The 24,396-nt window shown below is 33.8% G+C and carries 20 protein-coding genes, 3 tRNA genes and 1 rRNA gene; all 24 read left to right on the top strand.

Going from position 1 to position 24,396, the window contains the following annotated elements; genetic code table 11:
- The first annotated feature begins 55 nt into the window (after window positions 1-55).
- The 24 genes from spoVG to KA867_RS12380 all read left to right on the top strand — a co-directional run bounded on the left by spoVG (window position 56) and on the right by KA867_RS12380 (window position 24,364).
- Entirely contained in the window at window positions 56-364 is a 309-nt protein-coding gene (gene spoVG / locus KA867_RS12495; RefSeq protein ID WP_019467718.1) for a septation regulator SpoVG, read from the top strand.
- 964 nt (window positions 365-1,328) lie between these two features.
- Complete coding sequence (gene glmU, locus KA867_RS12490) at window positions 1,329-2,684, top strand: bifunctional UDP-N-acetylglucosamine diphosphorylase/glucosamine-1-phosphate N-acetyltransferase GlmU (RefSeq protein WP_210138236.1); 1,356 nt, start codon at window positions 1,329-1,331, stop codon at window positions 2,682-2,684.
- A 142-nt stretch (window positions 2,685-2,826) separates the two neighbouring features.
- Window positions 2,827-3,792, top strand: coding sequence for a ribose-phosphate diphosphokinase (locus KA867_RS12485; RefSeq protein WP_019467954.1), 966 nt, complete (start codon window positions 2,827-2,829; stop codon window positions 3,790-3,792).
- A gap of 141 nt (window positions 3,793-3,933) precedes the next feature.
- Window positions 3,934-4,599, top strand: a complete 666-nt coding sequence (locus KA867_RS12480) for a 50S ribosomal protein L25/general stress protein Ctc (RefSeq protein ID WP_210138235.1) — start codon at window positions 3,934-3,936, stop codon at window positions 4,597-4,599.
- 192 nt (window positions 4,600-4,791) lie between these two features.
- Window positions 4,792-5,364: an aminoacyl-tRNA hydrolase gene (pth, locus tag KA867_RS12475; protein ID WP_210138234.1), complete on the top strand. Its 573-nt coding sequence runs from the start codon at window positions 4,792-4,794 to the stop codon at window positions 5,362-5,364.
- Window positions 5,361-8,873 (top strand): transcription-repair coupling factor, encoded by a 3,513-nt coding sequence (gene mfd / locus KA867_RS12470; protein WP_210138233.1) that lies wholly within the window; start codon window positions 5,361-5,363, stop codon window positions 8,871-8,873. The genes pth and mfd overlap by 4 nt, the downstream gene beginning before the upstream one ends.
- Entirely contained in the window at window positions 8,863-10,401 is a 1,539-nt protein-coding gene (locus KA867_RS12465; protein WP_210138232.1) for a polysaccharide biosynthesis protein, read from the top strand. The genes mfd and KA867_RS12465 overlap by 11 nt, the downstream gene beginning before the upstream one ends.
- Window positions 10,401-11,603 carry a MazG nucleotide pyrophosphohydrolase domain-containing protein gene (locus tag KA867_RS12460; RefSeq protein ID WP_210138231.1) on the top strand — a complete coding sequence of 401 codons (1,203 nt, stop codon included), beginning with the start codon at window positions 10,401-10,403 and terminating at the stop codon, window positions 11,601-11,603. Before KA867_RS12465 ends, KA867_RS12460 begins: the two co-directional genes overlap by 1 nt.
- Window positions 11,590-11,853: an RNA-binding S4 domain-containing protein gene (locus KA867_RS12455; protein WP_107384081.1), complete on the top strand. Its 264-nt coding sequence runs from the start codon at window positions 11,590-11,592 to the stop codon at window positions 11,851-11,853. The genes KA867_RS12460 and KA867_RS12455 overlap by 14 nt, the downstream gene beginning before the upstream one ends.
- A gap of 20 nt (window positions 11,854-11,873) precedes the next feature.
- Window positions 11,874-12,275, top strand: coding sequence for an FtsB family cell division protein (locus tag KA867_RS12450; protein ID WP_019467961.1), 402 nt, complete (start codon window positions 11,874-11,876; stop codon window positions 12,273-12,275).
- Between the two features lie 100 nt (window positions 12,276-12,375).
- Window positions 12,376-12,774: a S1 domain-containing RNA-binding protein gene (locus tag KA867_RS12445; RefSeq protein WP_019467962.1), complete on the top strand. Its 399-nt coding sequence runs from the start codon at window positions 12,376-12,378 to the stop codon at window positions 12,772-12,774.
- Between the two features lie 210 nt (window positions 12,775-12,984).
- On the top strand, window positions 12,985-14,277 hold the full coding sequence (tilS, locus tag KA867_RS12440; RefSeq protein ID WP_210138230.1) for a tRNA lysidine(34) synthetase TilS: 1,293 nt from the start codon (window positions 12,985-12,987) through the stop codon (window positions 14,275-14,277).
- A 4-nt stretch (window positions 14,278-14,281) separates the two neighbouring features.
- Complete coding sequence (gene hpt, locus KA867_RS12435) at window positions 14,282-14,821, top strand: hypoxanthine phosphoribosyltransferase (RefSeq protein WP_210138229.1); 540 nt, start codon at window positions 14,282-14,284, stop codon at window positions 14,819-14,821.
- A 284-nt stretch (window positions 14,822-15,105) separates the two neighbouring features.
- On the top strand, window positions 15,106-17,220 hold the full coding sequence (gene ftsH, locus KA867_RS12430) for an ATP-dependent zinc metalloprotease FtsH (RefSeq protein WP_210138228.1): 2,115 nt from the start codon (window positions 15,106-15,108) through the stop codon (window positions 17,218-17,220).
- Between the two features lie 211 nt (window positions 17,221-17,431).
- Entirely contained in the window at window positions 17,432-18,310 is an 879-nt protein-coding gene (hslO, locus tag KA867_RS12425) for an Hsp33 family molecular chaperone HslO (protein WP_210138227.1), read from the top strand.
- A gap of 157 nt (window positions 18,311-18,467) precedes the next feature.
- The gene (cysK, locus tag KA867_RS12420) at window positions 18,468-19,400 is read left to right on the top strand and encodes a cysteine synthase A (protein ID WP_019467967.1); all 933 of its coding nucleotides are present in this window, start codon (window positions 18,468-18,470) and stop codon (window positions 19,398-19,400) included.
- A gap of 445 nt (window positions 19,401-19,845) precedes the next feature.
- Window positions 19,846-20,649 (top strand): dihydropteroate synthase, encoded by an 804-nt coding sequence (gene folP / locus KA867_RS12415; protein ID WP_210138226.1) that lies wholly within the window; start codon window positions 19,846-19,848, stop codon window positions 20,647-20,649.
- Window positions 20,627-20,992 carry a dihydroneopterin aldolase gene (gene folB, locus KA867_RS12410; RefSeq protein WP_210138225.1) on the top strand — a complete coding sequence of 122 codons (366 nt, stop codon included), beginning with the start codon at window positions 20,627-20,629 and terminating at the stop codon, window positions 20,990-20,992. The genes folP and folB overlap by 23 nt, the downstream gene beginning before the upstream one ends.
- Complete coding sequence (gene folK / locus KA867_RS12405) at window positions 20,992-21,471, top strand: 2-amino-4-hydroxy-6-hydroxymethyldihydropteridine diphosphokinase (protein ID WP_210138224.1); 480 nt, start codon at window positions 20,992-20,994, stop codon at window positions 21,469-21,471. The genes folB and folK overlap by 1 nt, the downstream gene beginning before the upstream one ends.
- Window positions 21,472-22,028: 557 nt before the next feature.
- Window positions 22,029-23,516 (top strand): lysine--tRNA ligase, encoded by a 1,488-nt coding sequence (lysS, locus tag KA867_RS12400; protein WP_210138223.1) that lies wholly within the window; start codon window positions 22,029-22,031, stop codon window positions 23,514-23,516.
- A 470-nt stretch (window positions 23,517-23,986) separates the two neighbouring features.
- Window positions 23,987-24,101: ribosomal RNA gene (rrf, locus tag KA867_RS12395) — 5S ribosomal RNA — on the top strand.
- Window positions 24,102-24,117: 16 nt separating this feature from the next.
- Window positions 24,118-24,193 (top strand) — tRNA-Val (locus tag KA867_RS12390).
- A gap of 16 nt (window positions 24,194-24,209) precedes the next feature.
- Window positions 24,210-24,285 (top strand) — tRNA-Thr (locus KA867_RS12385).
- 6 nt (window positions 24,286-24,291) lie between these two features.
- A tRNA-Lys gene (locus KA867_RS12380) sits at window positions 24,292-24,364 on the top strand.
- Window positions 24,365-24,396: the final 32 nt, after the last annotated feature.

The following is a 24,396-nucleotide window of genomic DNA, read 5'->3' as shown; positions in this document are numbered from 1 at the left end:
ATTTTTGATGAAATTGTTAAGCTTCTAACAAAGAGATACTAGGGGGGCTCACTACATGAAAGTGACAGATGTAAGACTTAGAAAAATACAAACAGATGGAAGAATGAAAGCTTTAGTTTCAATTACTCTAGATGAATCGTTTGTGGTGCATGATTTAAGAGTGATTGAAGGCAACTCAGGTCTATTCGTCGCAATGCCAAGTAAAAGAACACCAGATGGTGAATTTCGTGATATCGCGCATCCAATTAATTCAGAAATGAGACAAGAAATTCAAGATGCGGTAATGAAAGTTTATGACGAAACGGATGAAGTTATCCCTGATAAAAATGCTCAATCATCAGAAGAAACAAATGACGAAGCTTAATATATATGGCGAATCAAATTAAAAAAGAGTTTGAGATATAAATCTCAAAATAATAAAGACTAATCCATTGAAGGATTAGTCTTTTTTGTATTAAGAAACTTGCGATTTTAACGTGCATGCTTGCCTAGGGATATAGCTCGAGCCTGTAGTCTCTCACTCATATCATTCCCCTGGGCGTCCGCACGTTATAAAATCGCTATAATTAAAGTGCTTATGTGTAAAGAGAAAAATGCTTTCACAATAGTAAATACGTATTAATAAATTTAAAAAAGTATTTACCTTATAAAATTTATAATATGGTTTCATCTAAGCTTCTAAGTGAAACTACCATTTTCACTTTCACTAAATGTTATAAATATATATGATATGTTAGTCTTTTTTGTATTAAAAAACTTGCGGTTTTAACGTGCATGCTTGCCTAGGGATATGGTTCGAGCCTGTAGTCTCTCGCTCATATCATTTCCCTGGGCGTCAGCACGTTATAAAACCGCTATAAGTGTAAAGGGAATTCACATTTATATGAAATAATTAATTACTTTAGGTTTGATTTTCATTAACGAAAATCAAACCATTTTGTGTATTAAACTAAAATAAGAATATAAAGAATTGAAATAATTTATTATAATGAAAGGTGACAAAAAATATGTTTTTGATTTTACAAATGAATCACAGATAACTCAATATAATTACAAGTTAATTTAGTAATTAGAAAAACTGACAATTAAATTAATAACGCCACGAACTCTGAAGCACATTGTTATTTATAAAGTATGACATAGGTTTATGAAAATCATTTTATTATGATTTGTGGAAGTCAAAGATGACAATTATGAATATGTTTAGCCGAAAGAAAATAACTTGAATTGTTTCCATTGTATAACATTAGGGTTTTGAGCCTTGAAAGTGGTACTAGCGTTAAATTATAATAATATAGAAGTGTATAATTTAATGGAGGGTTACACACATGCAAAGACATGCAATAGTACTTGCAGCTGGAAAAGGTACACGTATGAAATCTAAGAAATACAAAGTACTACATGAGGTTGCGGGCAAATCAATGATTGAACATGTCGTTGATAACGTTAAACAATCTGGAGTAGAAAATCTTGTGACCATTGTTGGACACGGTGCAGAAAGCGTGAAAGAAACGTTAGGAGATACATCTTTATATAGTTTCCAAAACGAACAACTCGGTACTGCACATGCCGTTAAAATGGCGAGTGAGCACTTGAAAGACGAACAAGGTACAACATTAGTGGTTTGTGGCGATACGCCGCTAATAACTGCAGAAACACTTAAATCACTATTAGAACACCATGAAAGCAAACAAGCTGATGCAACAGTTCTATCAGCGACGACAAGTAACCCTTATGGTTATGGTCGTATTGTGAGAGATAGCAACGATCACTTAGTTAAGATTGTAGAGCAGAAAGATGCTACAGTAGATGAACAACAAATCAATGAAATTAGCTCAGGTATTTTTGCATTTGATAATAAATTGCTTTTTGAAAAATTAGAACTGGTAAAAAATGATAATGTTCAAGCTGAGTATTATTTACCTGATGTTTTGTCTCTTATTTTGCAAGAGCAAGGAATGGTGGAAATATATCGTACAGATGATTTTGAAGAAATTATGGGTGTCAACGATCGTGTAATGTTGAGTGAAGCAGAGGCAGCTTATAGAAAACGTATCAATGACTTCCATATGAGAAATGGTGTAACACTTATTGATCCTGCTACTACATATATAAGTGCAGATGTGAAAATCGCCATGGATGTTACAATTGAGGCGAACGTAAAATTAGCTGGTAACTGTGAAATTGGTGAAGATACGATTGTTGGCCAAAACACAGAAATTCAAAACAGTAAAATAGGTTCTAATGTTACAATTAAACAATCGGTTATCAACGAAGCGGTTGTAGGCGACAATACTACAATTGGACCGTTTGCTCAGTTAAGACCTGGAGCAGACTTAGGTGAAAATGTTAAAGTTGGAAACTTTGTAGAAGTTAAGAAATCAGTCGTTAAAACAGGTGCTAAATTACCACATTTAAGTTATATTGGTGATGCAGAAATTGGTGAACGTACCAACTTAGGTTGCGGTTCTATCACAGTGAATTATGACGGTAAACATAAATCCAAAACGATCATCGGCAATGATTCATTTATAGGTTGTAATACTAACTTAGTAGCACCAGTAACTTTAGGTGATAGATCATTTATAGCTGCAGGTTCTACAATTACTGATAACGTGCCACATGACAGTTTAGCATTAGCAAGAGCGAGACAAACAACTAAAGAAGGTTATTTAAAAAAATAGACACGATTAGATTACGATTCTAATCACATATATACAATGTAGATGTAAGGAAGACCTCAATCGACATTTTGTAGATTAATGAGATAAATATAACTTTGTCTATGAACGAAACTAATTGAATGAATTAATTGGAGGACTATAAATGTTAAACAATGAGTATAAGAATTCTGCTTTGAAAATATTCTCTTTAAAAGGTAATGAACCCTTAGCCCAAGAAGTAGCAGATAATGTTGGAATCGAGCTAGGTAAATGTTCTGTAAAACGTTTTAGTGATGGAGAAATTCAAATTAATATTGAAGAAAGTATTCGTGGTTGTGATGTATTTATAATTCAACCGACTTCTAATCCAGTAAACTTACATTTAATGGAATTATTAATTATGATAGATGCTTGTAAACGTGCTTCAGCAGCTAATATTAATATCGTGGTGCCATACTATGGTTACGCTCGCCAAGATAGAAAAGCGCGCAGCCGTGAACCAATCACAGCAAAATTAGTTGCAAACTTAATTGAAACTGCTGGCGCAGATCGCATGATTGCATTAGACTTACATGCACCACAAATCCAAGGATTCTTCAATATGCCAATAGACCACTTAATGGGTGTTCCAATTTTAGCAGAATATTTCCAAAATGATACAGACATTGACCCAGAAGAATGTGTCGTAGTTTCTCCAGACCATGGTGGTGTAACTAGAGCACGTAAACTTGCAGATATTCTAAAAACACCAATTGCAATCATAGATAAACGTCGTCCTAAACCTAATGTAGCTGAAGTAATGAATATCGTTGGTGAAATTGAAGGTCGCACAGCAATAATTATTGACGACATCATCGATACAGCCGGTACGATTACATTAGCAGCTCAAGCGCTCAAAGACAAAGGTGCTAAAGATGTTTACGCATGTTGTACACACCCCGTATTATCAGGCCCAGCTAAAGAACGTATTGAAAATTCAGCGATTAAAGAGTTAGTCGTTACAAATTCAATTCAATTAGATGAAAGTCGTAAACCAGCTAATACTAAAGAACTGTCAGTGGCAGGTTTATTAGCACAAGCTATTGTGCGCGTATATGAAAGAGAATCTGTTAGTGTGCTATTTGACTAATTAGTGCAATAGTTGTATAATTATTCCGTTCGTGATTTCAATTCACGATTAAATAAACACTTGCAAGCAACATTGTGTTGATGGGTAAGTGAGGGGTTCTTATTATATGAATAAGAACAAAAAATGAAAGGTGGAAATAATATGGCTTCATTAAAGTCAATTATTCGTCAAGGTAAACAAACACGTTCAGACCTTAAAACACTTAGAAAAATTGGTAAAGTACCTGCAATCGTTTATGGTTACGGTACAAAAAATACTTCAGTAAAAGTTGATGAAGTAGAATTTATCAAAGTTATTCGTGAAGTTGGACGTAACGGTGTTATCGAATTAGGTGTAGGTTCTAAAACAATTAAAGTAATGGTTTCAGACTATCAATTCGATCCACTTAAAAACCAAATTACTCACATTGACTTCTTAGCAATCAATATGAGTGAAGAACGTACTGTTGAAGTACCAGTTCAACTTACTGGTGAGGCAGTAGGAGCTAAAGAAGGCGGCGTTGTTGAACAACCATTATTCGACCTTGAAGTAACTGCGACACCAGATAATATCCCTGAATCTATCGAAATTGACATCAGCGAATTAGATGTTAACGATAGCTATTCAGTTGCAGATATCAAAGTTTCAGGTGATTTCACAATTGAAAATGATCCTGAAGAATCTGTAGTAACAGTAGTTCCTCCAACTGAAGAACCTACTGAAGAAGAAATCGAAGCTATGGAAGGCGAATCAGAAACTGAAGAGCCAGAAGTTGTTGGTGAAGAAAAAGAAGACGATAACGAAGAAGAAGAGAAAGAAGAAGAGTAATTTCTCTGACGTCATTCTAATACACGCGATTTCAATAAGAAAAAATGATCTTAAAAAGCACCATGCTTAATTCGTTAAGCTGGTGTTTTTTTATGTTAATATAGTGAATGATATGAAAATAAAAAAAGAAACAGCATAACGTTGTGAAATAATAAATGTTTTTGATTGAATACAACAATTGGAGGTAACATAATGAAATGTATTGTAGGTTTGGGCAATATTGGTAAACGCTTTGAGCTGACAAAACATAATATCGGTTTTGAAGTTATTGATTATATGTTAGAACGCAATCAATTTAAATTAGATAAACAAAAGTATAAAGGTGCCTATACAATAGAACGTTTAGCTGGTGAAAAAGTGATGTTTATAGAACCAATGACAATGATGAATTTGTCTGGTGATGCTGTAGGGCCACTGATGAAATACTATGACATTGATATAGACGATTTACTTGTACTATATGATGATTTGGATTTACCACAAGGGGAAATTCGTTTACGACAAAAGGGGAGTGCCGGTGGTCATAATGGCATGAAGTCGATTATTCAAGCTTTAGGTACAGACCAATTCAAACGCATTCGTATTGGTGTTGATCGCCCATCCAATGGCATGTCGATTGTCGATTATGTATTACAAAAATTTTCGAAGCAAGAAATGGATACAATGAATAAAGTAATAGAACATTCAGCACGTGCAGTAGAAGCTTATATTGAAAGTTCTCGTTTTGACCATGTGATGAATGAGTTTAATGGTGAGGTCAAGTGAAATCAATAATTACAGAATATATTAAAAAAGATAAACGCTATCAAGAATTAAATGAAGTATTTGGTGAAGCAAACGTATTGGTTACTGGACTATCTAGTTCGGCGAAGGCAACAATCATAGCTGAAAAGTTTATTCATAGTTCGAAACAATTACTTGTAGTAACGAACAACTTGTATCAAGCAGACAAACTAGAGAGTGACTTGCAACAATATGTTGATACAGATGATATTTACAAGTATCCAATGCAAGATATTATGACAGAAGAATTTTCAACTCAAAGCCCCCAATTCATGAGTGAACGTGTACGTACTTTAACGGCACTTGCTCAAGAAAAGAGAGGGTTATTTATCGTACCACTAAATGGTTTTAAAAAATGGTTAACACCTGTTGAAATGTGGAGCGCACATCAACTCAAACTTTCCATTGGTGACGATATAGATATTGATGAATTTTTAAATAAACTTGTAAACATGGGATATCGCAGAGAGAGTGTAGTATCTCATATTGGTGAATTCACGTTACGTGGTGGGATTATTGACATATATCCTTTAATAGGTTTGCCGGTAAGAATTGAATTATTTGATACAGAAGTAGATTCAATTCGAAACTTTGATGTAGAAACGCAACGTTCGGAAGAAAATTTAGACCATGTAGATATTACAACTGCCAGTGATTACATCATTACAGATGAAGTATTAAAACATACTAAATTAAAACTAAAAGAAGCATATGAGTATACACGACCAAAAATAGATAAATCTGTACGTAATGACTTAAAAGAAACGTATGAAAGTTTTCAACTTTTTGAATCGTCTTTATTTGACCATCAAGTATTACGCAGACTCGCTGCTTTTATGTACGAATCCCCTGCAACCATTATTGATTACTTTAAATCTGATGCGATTGTAGCAGTTGATGAATATAATAGAATCAAAGAAACTGAAACAACACTGGTTTCTGAAGCTGAAGAATTTATGCAGAGTTTAATTGAAAGTGGTAAAGGGTTTATCGGACAAAATTTCTTACAATATGATGGATTTGAGTCACTATTAAATCGATATCCAGTTACATATTTTACTTTGTTTACTGCAACGATGCCGGTAGAACTCAACACAATCATTAAATTTTCATGTAAGCCAGTACAACAATTTTATGGTCAATATGATATTATGCGTTCCGAATTCCAGCGCTTTATCCAAAATGATTATACGATTGTTGTATTAGCAGAAACTGAATCGAAAAAAGAGCGTATTCAATCAATGTTAAATGAAATGCATATACCAACATTTATAGATACGCCGAGTTCACAAAATGAAGGTGGTAGTGCAATCATCACTGAAGGTAGCCTATCAGAAGGTTTTGAATTACCATATATGCATCTCGTTGTTGTTACAGAACGTGAATTATTTAAGTCAAAACAAAAGAAAAAAGCAAAACAACATAAGAAATTAACAAATGCAGAAAAAATCAAATCATATCAAGATTTGAAAGTTGGAGATTTTGTTGTTCATGTTCACCATGGTGTAGGTAAATATTTAGGTGTCGAAACACTTGAAGTTGGCGGCGTTCATAAAGATTATATAAAACTGCAATACAAAGGTACCGATCAATTATTTGTACCAGTAGATCAAATGGACCAAGTACAAAAATATGTTGCTTCGGAAGATAAATCACCTAAATTAAACAAACTTGGTGGTACAGAATGGAAGAAAACAAAAGCTAAAGTTCAACAAAATGTTGAAGATATGGCTGATGAATTAATAGAATTATATAAAGAAAGAGAAATGTCAGTTGGTTATAAATACGGACCAGATACCCCACAACAAAATGACTTTGAAATTGACTTCCCTTATGAATTAACGCCAGACCAAGGCAAGTCCATTGAAGAGATTAAACAAGATATGGAAATTGAACGCCCAATGGATAGATTATTATGTGGTGATGTTGGTTACGGAAAAACAGAAGTTGCGGTACGAGCAGCTTTTAAAGCAGTAATGGAAGGTAAACAAGTAGCCTTTCTTGTGCCTACGACAATCTTAGCGCAACAACACTATGAAACTTTAATCGAGCGCATGCAAGATTTCCCTATAGAAATCCAACTTATTAGTAGATTTAGAACGACTAAGGAAGTTAATGAGGTTAAAGAGGGACTTAAATCAGGCTATGTTGATATCGTTGTTGGTACGCATAAATTGTTAGGTAAAGATATTCATTATAAAGATTTGGGATTACTTATCGTGGATGAAGAACAACGTTTTGGCGTAAGACACAAAGAAAAGATTAAGTCACTTAAGACAAATGTTGATGTATTAACGTTAACTGCAACACCGATTCCGAGAACCCTACATATGAGTATGTTGGGCGTGCGTGATTTATCGGTCATCGAAACACCGCCAGAAAATCGTTTTCCTGTGCAAACGTATGTATTAGAGCAAAATATGAATTTTATAAAAGAAGCTTTAGAGAGAGAATTATCACGTGAGGGCCAGGTTTTCTACTTATACAATAAAGTGCAATCGATTTATGAAAAACGTGAACAACTACAAATGTTAATGCCTGAAGCGAATATTGGTGTGGCACACGGCCAAATGAATGAACGTGATTTAGAAGAAACGATGTTGAGCTTTATCAATCACGAATTTGATATTCTTGTAACGACAACGATTATCGAAACTGGCGTAGATGTTCCAAATGCCAATACTTTAATTATCGAAGATGCCGATAAATTTGGATTGAGCCAATTATATCAATTACGAGGACGCGTGGGACGTTCAAGTCGCATAGGTTATGCGTATTTCTTACACCCATCTAATAAGGTCTTATCAGAGACTGCTGAAGAAAGACTACAGGCAATCAAAGAATTTACTGAGTTAGGTTCCGGTTTTAAAATTGCAATGCGAGATTTAAATATTCGTGGTGCAGGGAATCTTTTAGGTAAACAACAACATGGATTTATAGACTCTGTAGGCTTTGATTTATACTCACAAATGTTAGAAGAAGCGGTGAATGAAAAACGAGGTATTAAAGAAGAACAACCTGATGCTCCCGAAGTTGAAATTGAACTAAATATTGATGCTTATTTACCAGCCGAATATATTCCAAATGAACAGGCAAAAATAGAAATTTATAAAAAATTACGTAAAATTGAGACGGAATCGCAATTGATGGATGTTAAAGACGAGCTGATTGACCGCTTTAATGATTATCCAGTTGAGGTTGAAAGATTGCTAGAAATGATGGAAATTAAAGTGCATGCGTTGAATGCAGGTGTAACACTTATTAAAGATATAGGTAAAAAAATAGAGATTTATTTATCCGAAAAAGGCACTACAGACATCAATGGTGAAACACTCTTTAAACAAACCCAACCACTTGGACGTGCAATGAAAGTTGGTGTTCAAGATGGTAAAATGAAAGTGACACTAACTAAAGATAAAGTATGGTTAGATAGTTTGAAATTCTTAGCGAAATGTTTAGAAGAAAGTATGGTTATACCAGATGAACGTTAAATCTGAAACAAAAGGTGTTTTTAATGGCGTTGTTGTACTAACTATAGCGCTTATCATTGTTAAAGTATTAAGCGCGTTGTACCGAGTACCTTATCAAAATATACTAGGAGATGGAGGTCTATACGCTTATCAACAAGTGTATCCAATAGTAGCTTTGGGCGTTATTTTATCGATGAATGCTATTCCTAGTGCAGTCACTCAAACTTTTAGCGCAAACGGACAACCCAATCAATATACACGTGTGTTATTAAGGCTGCAATTTGCTGGTGTTATCTTTTTCTTAGTTTTATTTACTTGTGCACATTGGATTGCTTTTCTGATGGGAGATGTCAATTTAGCACCTATGTTAAGGGCAGCGAGTGTCAGCTTCTTATTTGTTGGTTTACTCGGTGTCTATAGGGGCTATTATCAGGCACATCATGAGATGAATATACCTGCGATTTCCCAGGTTATAGAACAATTTATTCGTGTCGTAATTATCATGATAGCTATTGTGATGTTTATGAGTCGCTCATGGAGTATATATCATGCAGGTACATTAGCGATTGTGGGTTCAGGTATTGGTTTTTTAGCATCTAGTTTGTTTCTAATACAACGGAAACCTTTTAAATTATCTAGAGCACATGCCAATGTTGATATTGCTTGGAAAAAGTTAACGCTAGGTATAGTTGTATTCGCGGTGAGTCAATTGATCGTTATTGTATGGCAAGTGGTGGATAGTTTTACAGTAATACATGCACTTCAAATGACCGGTTTAGATTTTGACGAAGCAACTATTTTTAAAGGCATTTATGATCGCGGTGCCTCTTTTATACAGATGGGGTTAATTGTAACGACGACGTTCTGTTTTGTGCTTATTCCATTACTAACAGATGCATTAAAAACAAAGCAACATATACTGGTGAATCGCTATGCTAATGCATCGATAAAGATTACGATTTTATTTAGTGTGGCAGCAGCTATAGGTTTAATCAATTTGCTTCCTGTAATGAATAGCGTGTTCTTCAAAAATGATAGTTTGAACGGAACATTATCCATATATATGCTTACAGTTATATGTGTTTCTCTTATAATGATGCATATTGCTTTATTACAAGTGAAAAATCGCGTTAAAGTTATTTTGTTCGCATTTGGCACTGGTGTTGTAATCAAAGCGATATTGAATATGGTTTTAATACCACAACTCTCAATTTTCGGTGCCAGTCTAAGTACTGTCATTTCATTGCTGTTATTTGTGTGGATTTTACAGTATCAAGTATTAAAAATGTATCATTTCCAAACAATGAAAAAATTCATTGCTAAATTAGTAGGTACGATGATGCTATTATCAATTGCAGTACAAACAGTCATGTTTCTTATTCCAGGAGAAGGTAGAATGCAAGGTTTAGTCGAATTAGCCATAGCAGCTACAATTGGTGTGATTGTAGTGATTTTTTCTATCGTACGCATGCATTTATTAAGTTTTAGAGAACTCAAACATCTACCTTTTGGAGATAAACTATTCCATATGAAAAGAGGGAAACATTAATGACAAATAAAATAACAGTTGTTGGATTAGGAAATTATGGTATTGAGGATTTACCATTAGGGATTTATAAATTTTTGAAAAAGCAAACATTAGTTTATACACGTACCTTTGATCACCCAGTCATCCAAGACTTAACAATGGAAGGTATCAATATTGAAAGCTTTGATCAAGAATATAAAAATCATGACGCTTTTCAAAATGTATATGAAGCTATTGTGTCAAAATTGATAAATAATGTAAAAGACAATAATATTGTATATACAGTACCAGGTCATCCACGAGTAGCTGAAACGACAACTGTGTATTTAGAGCAATATGCACAACAACATTCTGATATAGAAGTTGAAATATTAGGTGGTAAAAGCTTTATAGACGATATATTTGAAGCGGTGAAAGTTGATCCTAACGATGGCTTTACAATGTTAGATGCAACAGATCTTCAAAAAGAAAAGTTGAACATTCGTACACATACACTTATTACACAAGTCTATAGTGCAATGGTCGCTGGTGATTTAAAAGTGACATTGATGGAACGGTATAGTGATGACCAACTTGTTTATATCGTAGATGGTGCCAGAAATAACTATGCCAACGTTATCAAAACACCGCTATATGAAATAGATCATTACGACGAAGTTTTTAACAATATAACTAGTTTATTTATTCCAAAAGTGGAAAGTGAAGAAACATACCTTAGTGATTTTAACTTTGCTGTTGGTATCATTGAGCACCTTGTAGATGACGAGAAAGGTTGCCCATGGGATAAAGTTCAAACACATCATACTTTAAAACGTTATTTGTTGGAAGAAACATTCGAATTGTTTGAAGCGATAGATAATGAAGACGATTGGCACATGATAGAAGAGTTAGGAGACATTCTATTACAAGTATTACTACATGCAAGCATAGGGAAAAAAGAAGGTTATATGGATATAAATGAAGTGATACAAAGTCTTTCAGAAAAAATGATACGTAGACATCCACATGTTTTTGGTGATGCAAAAGCAGAAACAGAGGAAGATTTAAAAAATATTTGGTCTAATGCTAAGACTAAGGAAGGTAAAGCACAGCGTGTGAAATTTGAGAAAGTATTTGCAGACCACTTCTTAGCATTGTATGATAAAACAAAAAATAAATCGTTAGATGAAAATGCTTTAAAACGAATTTTAGAGCAAGGAGGAAAAAATGATGAGATTAGATAAATATCTCAAAGTTTCAAGATTAGTAAAGCGTCGTACATTAGCTAAAGAAATCAGTGATCAAGGACGTATTACTGTAAATGGCGTAGTTGCTAAAGCAGGTACTGATGTAAAAGAAACAGATGAACTTGTTATTCGATTTGGACAAAAAATTGTAACAATTAAAGTCACAGGTTTGAGCGAACATGCGACAAAAGAAAATGCAAAAGGTATGTATGAACTTATTAAAGAAGAAAAAGTTAGTGAAATATAAACACAGGAGGTGACAAGCAAATGAATAAAAAAGTTGAAAATATAGGCAATACGTATACTTCAGCAAAAAACAAAAAAAAGCAGCAGCAACAAATGAGAAAGCGTGTTGTTCGTAAGCGTATCACTTTATTTGGTGGTATTTTACTATTGATTATTATCATTTTAGCCATCATGCTTGTCACTCAAAAACAAAGTAATAATGAAGATTCAGTTGAACGTCAACAAAAAGAACAAAAGTATCAAAAACAACAAGATGAAGAATTAGCACTAAAAGAACAATTAAATAATTTAAATGATAAAGATTATATTGAAAAAGTTGCACGTGATGATTACTATCTAAGTAATGATGGGGAAGTTATTTTCAAACTGCCTGGAGATAATAAATCTGATACTAAATCTAAGGCGCAAAATGATGATAAATAAGTGAATTTAATTTTTTGCATCATTATACCATTGTTAATTTATGCAAACAGGCATATAATAGGGTTAAAATCGAAACGAATCGGGAGGATTTATTTATAATATGTCAATCGAAGTAGGAAACAAGCTTAAAGGTAAAGTCACTGGAATTAAAAAGTTTGGCGCTTTCGTCGAACTTCCAGAAGGAAAGAGTGGCTTAGTTCACATAAGTGAAGTTGCAGATAACTACGTTGAAAACGTAGAAGATCACTTATCTGTTGGTGATGAAGTTGAAGTTAAAGTGCTTTCAATTGCTGATGATGGAAAAATTAGTTTATCTATCAAAAAAGCAAAAGATCGTCCACGTAGACCTCAAAGTAAACCAAATTATAAGCAACCTCAACCTAAAGGTGAGGACTTTGAAAAGAAATTAACAAACTTCTTAAAAGATAGCGAAGATAAATTGACTTCTATTAAGCGTCAAACGGAATCTAGACGTGGTGGAAAAGGCGCTAGACGCTAAAATATATAAAATAAGACTGTTCCCAAGAGAACTGAAATTAATTGCTTAAGTACAACATTTAATATGATATAATGACGTTTGACTTTGACAATAAATGACTGTTTTCTTACTTAAGGAAACAGTCTATTTTTTGTTGTGTACAGACGTTGCAACGTACATGTAAAACTCAAAGATAAAAAATCTTTCGCATTGTGACATAGGAGGTAAGCTATGGTAGAAGTTAATGCTGATGGTTGGAATAAAGACCAACATATTGTGTTAGCCGTTTCGACGGGGATTGATAGCATGGTATTATTGCACAATTTAATTAATCAGTTGTCTCAATCGTATAGAAAATTAACTTGCTTACATGTGAATCATCATATTCGTGATATTGCACAAGAAGAAGAATCATTTATAAGAAAATATTGTGAGTCGTATCAAATTCCATTGTTCGTGCATCATTTAGATTTATCGAAAATCATTGAACAGGGTAACAGTATTGAAAATATTGCAAGGAATGAACGATATCAGTGGTTTGATAATATGATGATGGAACTGGATGCCGATGTCTTATTAACTGCACATCATCAAGATGATCAAATTGAGACTATCTTTTATCGATTGATGACTGGACGTTCAACTAGAAGTAGTTTAGGCATGTCGTATCTGACTTCACGAGACGCCTATATGTTGTGTAAACCACTGTTAGAAACAACAAAAGCGGACATTCGAAACTATCAGCAAAATTATGAGGTACCTTATTATGAAGACGAGACAAACGCTGAAAATCATTATGTAAGAAATGATATTCGTAATCGTATTCTACCTGCCATCGACAGCAATCATCATTTATCTACAAAACAGTTACTTAAGTTGAAAGATTGGCATGATATACAACTGCAAGCGTTACATGAAAATGCGTTACATTTTATAGAAACACAAGTTCATGAAAATGTCGGTAAGACAGAAATAGTAATTCCAAGAGTTGCATTTTCCAATTTAAATCATAATATTAAAATAATTATTTTAGATAAAATATTTTCAAAATTACAGATTACGACACCAATGACTGAAAAAATGTACGAATCTTGGTTTCAGCAACTCGAAAGCAAAGTTACTCAATGTACAATATATGCAACAGATAAATGGAATATTTATATCGCTTATGATAAATTTATAATAATGGCAAATTATGATAAATGTCTTGTGCCAACAAAGATTTTGCAACCAGGATTGTATCACTATGGTCATTATAGTATAAACATAAGAGATAATTTTCCAAAAGATGACTATCCGTTAGTCGTTAGAACTAGAAATACGGGAGATAAATTCAAACTAAATGGTGTAAAAGGACATAAAAAAGTTAGTCGATTACTGATTGATCGCAAAATTATACAAATTGAGCGAAACCAGTTACCAATTTTAGTTAATGCAGATGAAACAATTATTGCTATAGGTACGTTATACTTAAACAATGAATATAAAGATACTATTTTCATACGAAATACGGGAGAGGAATGAAATTATGCGAGATGATTTAAAAGAAATATTAATGGATGAGGCAGAGATAGAACAAATTTGTAAAGACTTGGGTGCAAAAATTACTGAAACATATGCAGGTAAACCACTTGTTTGTATAGGTATCTTGAAAGGGTCAGTAATGTTTATGACAGACCTCATCAAACATATTGATACACATTTAGCTATCGATTTTATGGATGTTTCTAGTTATCATGGCGGCACTGAATCAACGGGTGAAGTACAAATACTTAAAGATTTAAGTGGTTCAATAGAAGGAAAAGACATCTTGATTATTGAAGACATTTTAGAAACAGGAACAACATTAAAATCAATAACTGAATTATTGGAATCAAGAAAAGTCAATTCACTGGAAATTGTAACATTATTAGACAAACCAAATCGCCGCAAAGCAGATATCGAAGCAAAATATGTAGGTAAAAAAATTCCAGATGAATTCGTAGTAGGCTACGGATTAGATTATGCTGAAAACTATAGAAACTTACCATATATTGGTACACTCAAACCAGAAATTTATTCAAAATAAGCAGTACAATTTAATCGTATGAAATATTGTTATATACTGTAAAACGTAATCGGATTAAATGAGTCGATATACATAGTATGTTGATAAAATACGCGGACATATACGTAAATCATTTAAGGGATAGATTATAAAGTATATGTTAACTGTTTGTATATCAAAAATATAAAAGTATAAAAACAACAAGAACTGTAACGTACATACAAAAGTAGAATTACTAGCCCAACACTTGTGTATTGTGTTACAATTTTTGTTAGTTTTATTATTGAAGTAGGAGGAAACGACGCATGCAGAAAGCCTTTCGTAACGTGCTAGTTATCGCAATCATTGGCGTTATTATATTTGGCTTGTTTTCGTGGCTAAATGGTAACGGAAATATGCCGAAACAGCTTACATATAATCAATTTGTTAAGCAATTAGATAAAGGTGAATTGAAATCTTTAGAAATTCAACCAGAACAAAATGTATATATGGTAAGTGGTAAAACTAAAAAAGATGAAGATTATTCTTCAACTATTTTATATAATAATGATAAAGAGCTTGAAAAAATAACAGATAAAGCACAAAGTCAAGATGGATTGAAATTTACGGTTAAAGAAGAAGAAAAACAAAGCGTATTTGTAAGTATTTTAACTACGTTAATACCTGTTTTAATCATAGCCTTATTATTTATTTTCTTCCTTAGTCAAGCGCAAGGAGGCGGCGGTGGCGGCGGCCGTATGATGAACTTTGGTAAATCCAAAGCTAAAATGTACGACAGTCAGAAAAAACGTGTACGCTTCTCAGATGTAGCTGGTGCAGATGAAGAAAAACAAGAATTAATAGAAATTGTTGACTTCTTAAAAGATAATAAACAATTTAAACAAATGGGCTCTAGAATTCCTAAAGGTGTTTTACTTGTAGGACCTCCAGGTACAGGTAAAACATTATTAGCTCGTGCAGTAGCTGGTGAAGCTGGAACACCATTCTTCTCAATCAGTGGTTCAGATTTCGTTGAGATGTTTGTGGGTGTCGGCGCAAGTCGTGTACGTGACCTATTTGAAAATGCTAAGAAAAACGCACCTTGTATTATCTTTATTGACGAAATTGACGCAGTCGGTCGTCAACGTGGTGCAGGTGTTGGTGGCGGACACGATGAACGTGAACAAACGTTAAACCAATTACTAGTTGAAATGGATGGATTCGGTGAAAATGAAGGCATCATTATGATTGCTGCTACAAACCGTCCTGATATTTTAGACCCAGCATTATTACGTCCTGGTCGTTTCGATAGACAAATTCAAGTTGGTCGTCCAGACGTAAAAGGACGTGAAGCTATTCTGCACGTCCATGCTAGAAATAAACCACTCGATGAAACAGTAGACTTAAAAGCAGTATCTCAAAGAACACCTGGTTTCTCTGGTGCAGATTTAGAAAACTTGCTGAACGAAGCATCATTAGTTGCAGTACGTGAAGGTAAGAAGAAAATAGATATGCGTGATATTGAAGAAGCAACTGACCGTGTGATTGCAGGACCTGCTAAAAAATCACGTGTCATTTCTGAAAAAGAACGCAATATCGTAGCGCACCATGAAGCAGGTCATACTATTATTGGTATGGTGCTTGATGAAGCAGAGGTTGTCCATAAGGTTACCATCGTACCACGTGGTCAAGCTGGCGGTTATGCAATGATGTTACCAAAACAAGATCGCTTCCTAATGACTGAACCAGAATTATTAGATAAAATTTGTGGTTTGCTAGGTGGTCGTGTTTCTGAAGATATTAATTTCAATGAAGTATCAACAGGTGCTTCAAATGACTTTGAACGTGCAACACAAATCGCGCGTCAGATGGTTACTGAATATGGTATGAGTAAGAAACTTGGTACGGTACAATTCTCAAGCAGCAGTAATGGACAAGTATTCTTAGGTAAAGACATGCAAGGCGATCCAGAATATTCTGGACAAATTGCGTATGAAATTGATAAAGAAGTTCAACGTATTATTAAAGAACAATACGAACGTTGTAAAGACATTCTTTTAGAACATCAATCACAATTACTTTTAATTGCTGAATCTTTATTAAAAGAAGAAACATTAGTTGCTGAGCAAATTCGTTCATTATTCTATGATGGTGTATTACCAGAAGTTGATTACGATGCAGCAAAAGTTGTAAGTGATCAAGAAAGTGAATTTAATGAAGGTAAATACGGTAAATCTTATGAAGATGTACGAAAAGAACAACTAGAAGTTGGTAAACAACAAGAAAAAGAAGATCAACAAGAAGAAAAAGATATCGATAAAGCGCGTAAAGATAGCGAACATGACAATGATGACTCAGAAGAGACAGGTCATGAGCAAGCGCCAAATATCGATAAACCTAGCAACCCAAGTGATCCTAACGATCCAAGTAATAGAAATTAATAACTGAACAAAAAGCTTCTTTCTGCTATCATATTGATGTGGAAAGAAGCTTTTTAATATTTATCAATCATCCAAATTGCAAACAGATATGTAGCAATTTTTTGACTGAACACTTACAATAAATTGCATTGATAAAAAGTATTATGAAAATTTATATAGAATTCAGAAGACAATTTAAACATTACAATGAATAAAAGGAGAAATTATAGAAATGACAAAAGATTACATCGTTAAAGCATTGGCTTACGAGGGACAAATAAGAGCATATAGTGCATTAACTACAGAAAGTGTTCAAGAAGCACAATCAAGGCATTATACTTGGCCGACAGCATCAGCTGCACTTGGCAGAACGATGACTGCAACGTTGATGATGGGGGCTATGTTAAAAGGTGATCAAAAATTGACAGTTACAGTTGATGGACAAGGACCAATCGGAAAAATTATAGCTGATGCAGATGCTAGTGGTCATGTAAGAGGATACGTGACTCACCCACAGACTCACTTTCCTTTGAATAACGTTGGGAAGTTAGATGTTAGTAGAGCTGTTGGAACCAATGGTGCATTAACTGTAGTAAAAGACGTTGGAATGAAAGATTATTTCTCTGGTTCAAGTGAACTTGTATCCGGTGAATTAGGCGATGACTTTACTTATTACTTCGCTAAAAGTGAACAAGTGCCATCATCTGTAGGACTAGGTGTATTAGTGAATCCTGATAATTCTATAAAAGCTGCAGGTGGTTTTATCATTCAAGTGATGCCAGGTGCAGAAGAAAAAACAATCAGTAAATTAGAAACAGCAATCAACAATATGACACCAGTTTCAAAATTAATTGATCAAGGTTTATCGCCAGAAGAAATTTTATATGAAGTACTTGGTGAAGATGAAGTTCAAATTTTAGAAGAAATGCCTGCAAGTTTTGAATGTAATTGTGGACACGAAAAGTTTTTGAATGCAATTAAAGGGTTAGGGCAAGCTGAAATCGAAAGTATGATTAATGAAGATCATGGTGCAGAAGCAGAATGCCACTTCTGTAGAAATAAATATCAATATACAGAAAATGAATTACAGGAATTATTAGAAAAGATGTAAAAAATCCTTTAAAATAAAGTTAAAGTTACTATAAATTATAAAAATATTGTAATTTTCAATCTTCTTAGTTGTATTCAAATCAAAATCTGATAAAATATAAAGTATATCCGATAGAAAAAGTAGGTTTTAAACTTTTTAATGAAAAGGAGCAATACTTATGACAAATAAACCAGTAAATAATATCGTTGAGGTAATTGGTAATACGCCAGTAGTTAAATTGAACAATGTGGTGGATGAAAATGCTGCAGATGTTTATGTGAAATTAGAATATCAAAATCCAGGTGGTTCAGTTAAAGACCGTATTGCATTAGCAATGATTGAAGCGGCAGAGAAAGATGGAAAAATTAAGCCGGGAGATACAATTGTAGAACCAACGAGTGGTAATACAGGTATAGGTTTAGCTTTTGTATGTGCTGCCAAAGGCTATAAAGCAGTATTTACGATGCCAGAAACAATGAGTCAAGAACGTCGTAATTTATTGAAAGCTTATGGTGCAGAAGTTGTGTTAACGCCAGGTTCAGAAGCAATGAAAGGCGCTATTAAAAAAGCGAAAGAATTAAAAGAAGAATTCGGCTATTATGAACCACAACAATTTGAAAACCCAGCTAACCCACGTGTGCATGAATTGACAACTGGTCCAGAATTGGTTGAACAATTTGAAGGAAAAACAATTGATTCATTCTTAGCAGGTGTTGGTACTGGTGGTACATTAACTGGTGCAGGTAAAGTACTGAAAGAGAAATATCCTGATATTAATCTTGTAGCTATTGAACCAGAAGATTCACCAGTATTAAGCGGTGGAGAACCGGGACCACATAAACTACAAGGTTTAGGAGCTGGCTTTGTACCAGATACTTTAGATACGAATGTCTATGACGAAGTTATAAAAGTAGGTAATGAAACAGCGATGGATATGTCTCGTAAGGTTGCTAAAGAAGAAGGTATACTTGGAGGTATTTCTTCAGGTGCAGCAATTTATGCAGCTATCGAAAAAGCAAAATCTTTAGGTAAAGGTAAAACAGTCGTTACTGTATTGCCAAGTAATGGTGAACGTTACCTTTCAACACCTTTATATTCATTTGAAGATTAAAAACAGATTTATAAAACCGATCATGTGTAGATTTGATCAGTTTCAGACTGTCGACAAGGTTACTGACTTTGTCGGCAGTTTTTTGTATGCTTTTTGTGAAGATTTTATCGTTTTCTACACCTTATATAATATATTCCGCCATAGGGAATTACACGAATAGCAGCTGATATTAATTAAAAGTATTATAATGATTGTTAAGGGCATATCGATAGCGCTTATCAAATTAAATAAATCAATGGAAATAGGTCTCAATACGAAATGATTAATATATTTGAATGCGTTCTTGCCAATTACTTATTATTTAAATGAGTAAAATAAATTAGACTTAAATTTTTTCGGTTATATGAGCATTGCTTACTGAAAATTTTATAAATTAGCGTTATTATAGAATAGTGATTACTAAGCTAGCGGTGAGGTATTTAACAGTGAAAGGAAGAAAGTAACGATGGCACATACAAAAATTATGGGCATATTAAACGTAACACCTGATTCATTTTCTGATGGTGGTAAATATAATTCGGTAGAAAAAGCTGTTAAAAGAGCGGAAGAAATGATCGAAGAAGGTGTAGATATTATAGATGTGGGAGGTATATCTACACGTCCTGGCTATGAAGAAATCAGTGTAACTGAAGAATTGCAACGCGTAGTCCCAGTTGTAAAAGCACTCAGCCAATTAGATGTTCAACTTTCTATTGATACATATAGAAGTGAAGTGGCAGAAGCAGCGATGAAATTAGGCGCTACAATGATTAATGATCAATGGGCTGGATTATATGACGAAAAAATTTTTGATATTGTATCTAAATATGAAGGCGAGATCATATTGATGCACAATGGTGATGGTAATCGAACCATACCAGTTGTGGATGAAATGCTTCTACATTTATTGAAACAAGCAAATAAAGCAGAAATGGCAGGTATTCCCCAAGAAAAAGTTTGGATAGATCCTGGCATTGGTTTTGCAAAAACAAGAGATGAAGAAAAAGAAGTAATGGCGCGCTTGGACGAATTAGTAGCTACGGACTATCCAGTACTATTAGCGACAAGTAGAAAAAGATTTATTAAAGAAATGATAGATAGAGACACACAAGCAACTGAAAGAGATGAAGCAACAGCCGCCACTACTGCATTTGGTATAATGAAAGGTGTTAAAGGTGTGAGGGTTCATAATGTTATGCTCAACGCCCGTTTGGCTCAAAGCATGGATTATTTAAAGGAGAATGAGAATGAGAGACACGATATTTCTTAACGGTATGAAATTTTATTGTTATCACGGTGCTTTACCAGCCGAAAATGAAATTGGTCAAATATTCATCGTAGATGTGACATTGAAAGTTGATTTAAGTCTTGCAGGTGAAACAGATCAAGTTACTGACACTGTTCACTATGGTGAAGTATATGAAGATGTCAAATCAATCATGGAAAGTAAACCAGTGAATTTAGTAGAACACCTAGCTGAGCGTATTGCAAAACGTATAAATTCACACTATAATCGTGTAATGGAAACGAAAGTTAGAATCACTAAAGAGAATCCACCTATACCAGGTCATTATGAAGGTGTAGGTGTAGAAATAGTGAGGGAGAATTTCTAATGTCATATGCATACTTAGGTTTAGGAAGTAACGTTGGAGATAGAGAAACACAGCTTGATCAAGCGATTCATATTTTGAATGAAATAGAAGGTATCAATGTAACACAAACATCCCTAATTTATGAAACGGATCCTGTAGGATATGTTGAGCAACCTCAATTTTTAAATCAATGTATTGAAATACAAACGACACTGACACCCCGTGATTTATTAAATGCATGCCTAGAAACAGAACAACAGTTGCATAGAGTGAGAGATATCAGATGGGGTCCTAGAACATTAGATGTTGATATTTTATTATTTGATAAACAAATTATAAATGAAGATGACTTGGTTATACCGCATCCGCGTATGCTTGAACGTTCTTTCGTGCTCATACCACTCAATGATATTGCGCCAGATTTTACTGAACCTCATACAAACAAAAAAATTAGAAATTTAGTAACATTAGATAATTCAGTGAAACAATATAAAGGTTAAGAAAGTACCGATGTATAAATTCAATGAAGATGAGGCCTAGCAAAGTGCTTTTATTGAATAGGTATACTTGCAATTTTATTATATATTAATTGTGAAATTCATTTGATTTCTTCTATCATTATTTGGACGCGGTAATGTATGTTAAATAATTAATACAACTGATATAACAAGATTAACTCTAACTAGAACAGCATGTAGTATATAATTATTGCAGCAATAGTTGTATACATTAAATTGCTGCGCAGTAAAATGCGTATTTTAAAAAATGTTTCATTCATAAAGATCAAATAGATACTTTAGCATATGCTGAAATATATAAGCTTAAATTACTTTATTACATTCATGGCCTCTAGTAAAATTGAAAATTGAAAAATTAGTGCTGAGCACATAGTCAAATACTATCTTTGTATTTAAAAGATAGGGTGGTCATGGTAAAGTAAGAAATGATTAGAACAAATCAAGATACTATAACCATAAATGATAGGTATTCCTCGAATTCTAACAAAAAGTTAAGACTAAAATTAAAATAGAACAAGAAGTATAAAGGAGAGAAAGTTATGTCAGAAGAAATGAACGACCAAATGCAGGTGCGTCGTCAAAAAATGCAAGAGCTATACGATTTAGGTATCGATCCATTCGGTGGAAAATTTGTACGAACTTCAATGGCTACTCCGTTACATGAAGATTGGGACCAATTCTCTAAAGAAGAATTACAAGAAAAAGAAGAAGAAAGTCATGTCAGCATAGCTGGACGTTTAATGACGAAACGTGGCAAAGGTAAAGCAGGCTTTGCACACGTGCAAGATTTATCAGGTCAAATTCAAATTTATGTAAGAAAAGATCAAGTTGGAGAAGAACAATTTGAACTATGGAAATCAGCAGACCTAGGAGATATCGTAGGTATTGAAGGTGTTATGTTCAAAACAAACACTGGTGAACTGTCAGTCAAAGCAAAATCATTCACGCTTCTAACAAAAGCTTTACGACCATTACCAGATAAATTCCATGGTTTACAAGATATTGAACAACGTTATCGTCAACGTTATTTAGATTTAATAACAAATCAAGATAGCACACAAACTTTTATTAATAGAAGTAAAATCTTACAAGAAATGCGTAATTACTTAAACAATCAAGGATTCTTAGAAGTAGAAACACCAATGATGCACCAAATTGCAGGTGGAGCGGCAGCAAGACCATTTGTAACACATCATAATGCCTTAGATGCAACATTATATATGAGAATTGCAATAGAATTACATTTAAAACGATTAATTGTTGGCGGTTTAGAGAAAGTATATGAAATTGGTCGCGTGTTTAGAAACGAAGGTGTATCTACACGTCATAATCCAGAGTTCACAATGATTGAACTTTACGAAGCATATGCAAACTATCATGATATTATGGACTTAACAGAAGATATGATTAGACATATATCCAATAAAGTACTAGGCACTGCAAAAATTAATTATGGTGAAGAAATGATTGACTTAGAATCAAATTGGAAACGAGTTCACATGGCAGATGCTGTCAAAGAAGTAACAGGTATTGATTTCTTTAATGTTCAGAATGACGAAGAAGCTAAAACACTTGCTAAAGAACACGGTGTTGAAATAACTGACAATATGAAATACGGTCATATTTTAAACGAATTCTTTGAACAAAAAGTTGAAGAAACATTAATACAACCTACATTTATATATGGTCATCCAATTGAAATATCACCATTAGCAAAGAAAAATCCGGAAGATCCTCGATTTACGGATCGCTTTGAATTATTTATTGTAGGTAGAGAACATGGTAATGCATTTACAGAATTAAATGATCCTATAGATCAAAGAGAAAGATTTGAAGCGCAATTAGTTGAAAAAGAACAAGGTAATGACGAAGCGCATGAAATGGACGAAGATTTCATTGAAGCATTAGAATATGGTATGCCTCCAACAGGTGGTTTAGGTATAGGTATTGATAGACTTGTTATGTTATTGACCGATTCAGCTTCAATTAGAGATGTGTTATTATTCCCATACATGAGACAAAAATAATATAAATTAACTTATATTAAAGGATTAAATGTTGTGACTCACAAATAAGAGCATGATGTTTAATCCTTTTTTAATTATAAATTTGAACTTTAAACAAATGGAATAGAACAATTTTTTTAAAACAAATTAGAAATAATAAAGTAATAAGATACGATTATGCATATTTATGCTATTTAAATATAAAAATATACCAAAAAAGGTATGGTCAACTGCGATTTCTTATGGTAAGATTATTCAAGTCGAGTTAAGTGAACACGAATACGTGTGAAATAAAATATATGTTTAAAATAAAAGTTATGAAAACCATTGACTTTGACGAAAAAACATAGTATTATATAAAAGTCGTCAAAAACGAGCATTTACATAATAAACATTAAGTAAAGAACTTGTGAATTTCTTTAAGATAGTGTAAAATTAACTATTGTAATTGATTGATAAACAATGTATCATACATTGAGTAAGTTATTTTGTCTGGTGACTATAGCAAGGAGGTCACACCTGTTCCCATGCCGAACACAGAAGTTAAGCTCCTTAGCGCCGATGGTAGTCGGACTTACGTTCCGCAAGAGTAGGACGTTGCCAGGCTTTATAATAAACATGTGGAGGATTAGCTCAGCTGGGAGAGCATCTGCCTTACAAGCAGGGGGTCGGCGGTTCGAACCCGTCATCCTCCACCATTTTCAAAAGTGAATAGCCGGCCTAGCTCAACTGGTAGAGCAACTGACTTGTAATCAGTAGGTTGGGGGTTCAAGTCCTCTGGCCGGCACCATTTCATGAGCCATTAGCTCAGTTGGTAGAGCATCTGACTTTTAATCAGAGGGTCAGAGGTTCGAATCCTCTATGGCTCATCCAGTTTCATTTTGCAGAAGTAGTTCAGCGG

It is taken from the genome of Staphylococcus sp. GDH8C109P, assembly GCF_017893405.1.
Classification (GTDB): Bacteria; Bacillota; Bacilli; order Staphylococcales; family Staphylococcaceae; genus Staphylococcus; species Staphylococcus cohnii.
This window is presented reverse-complemented; position numbering and strand designations above follow the sequence as displayed.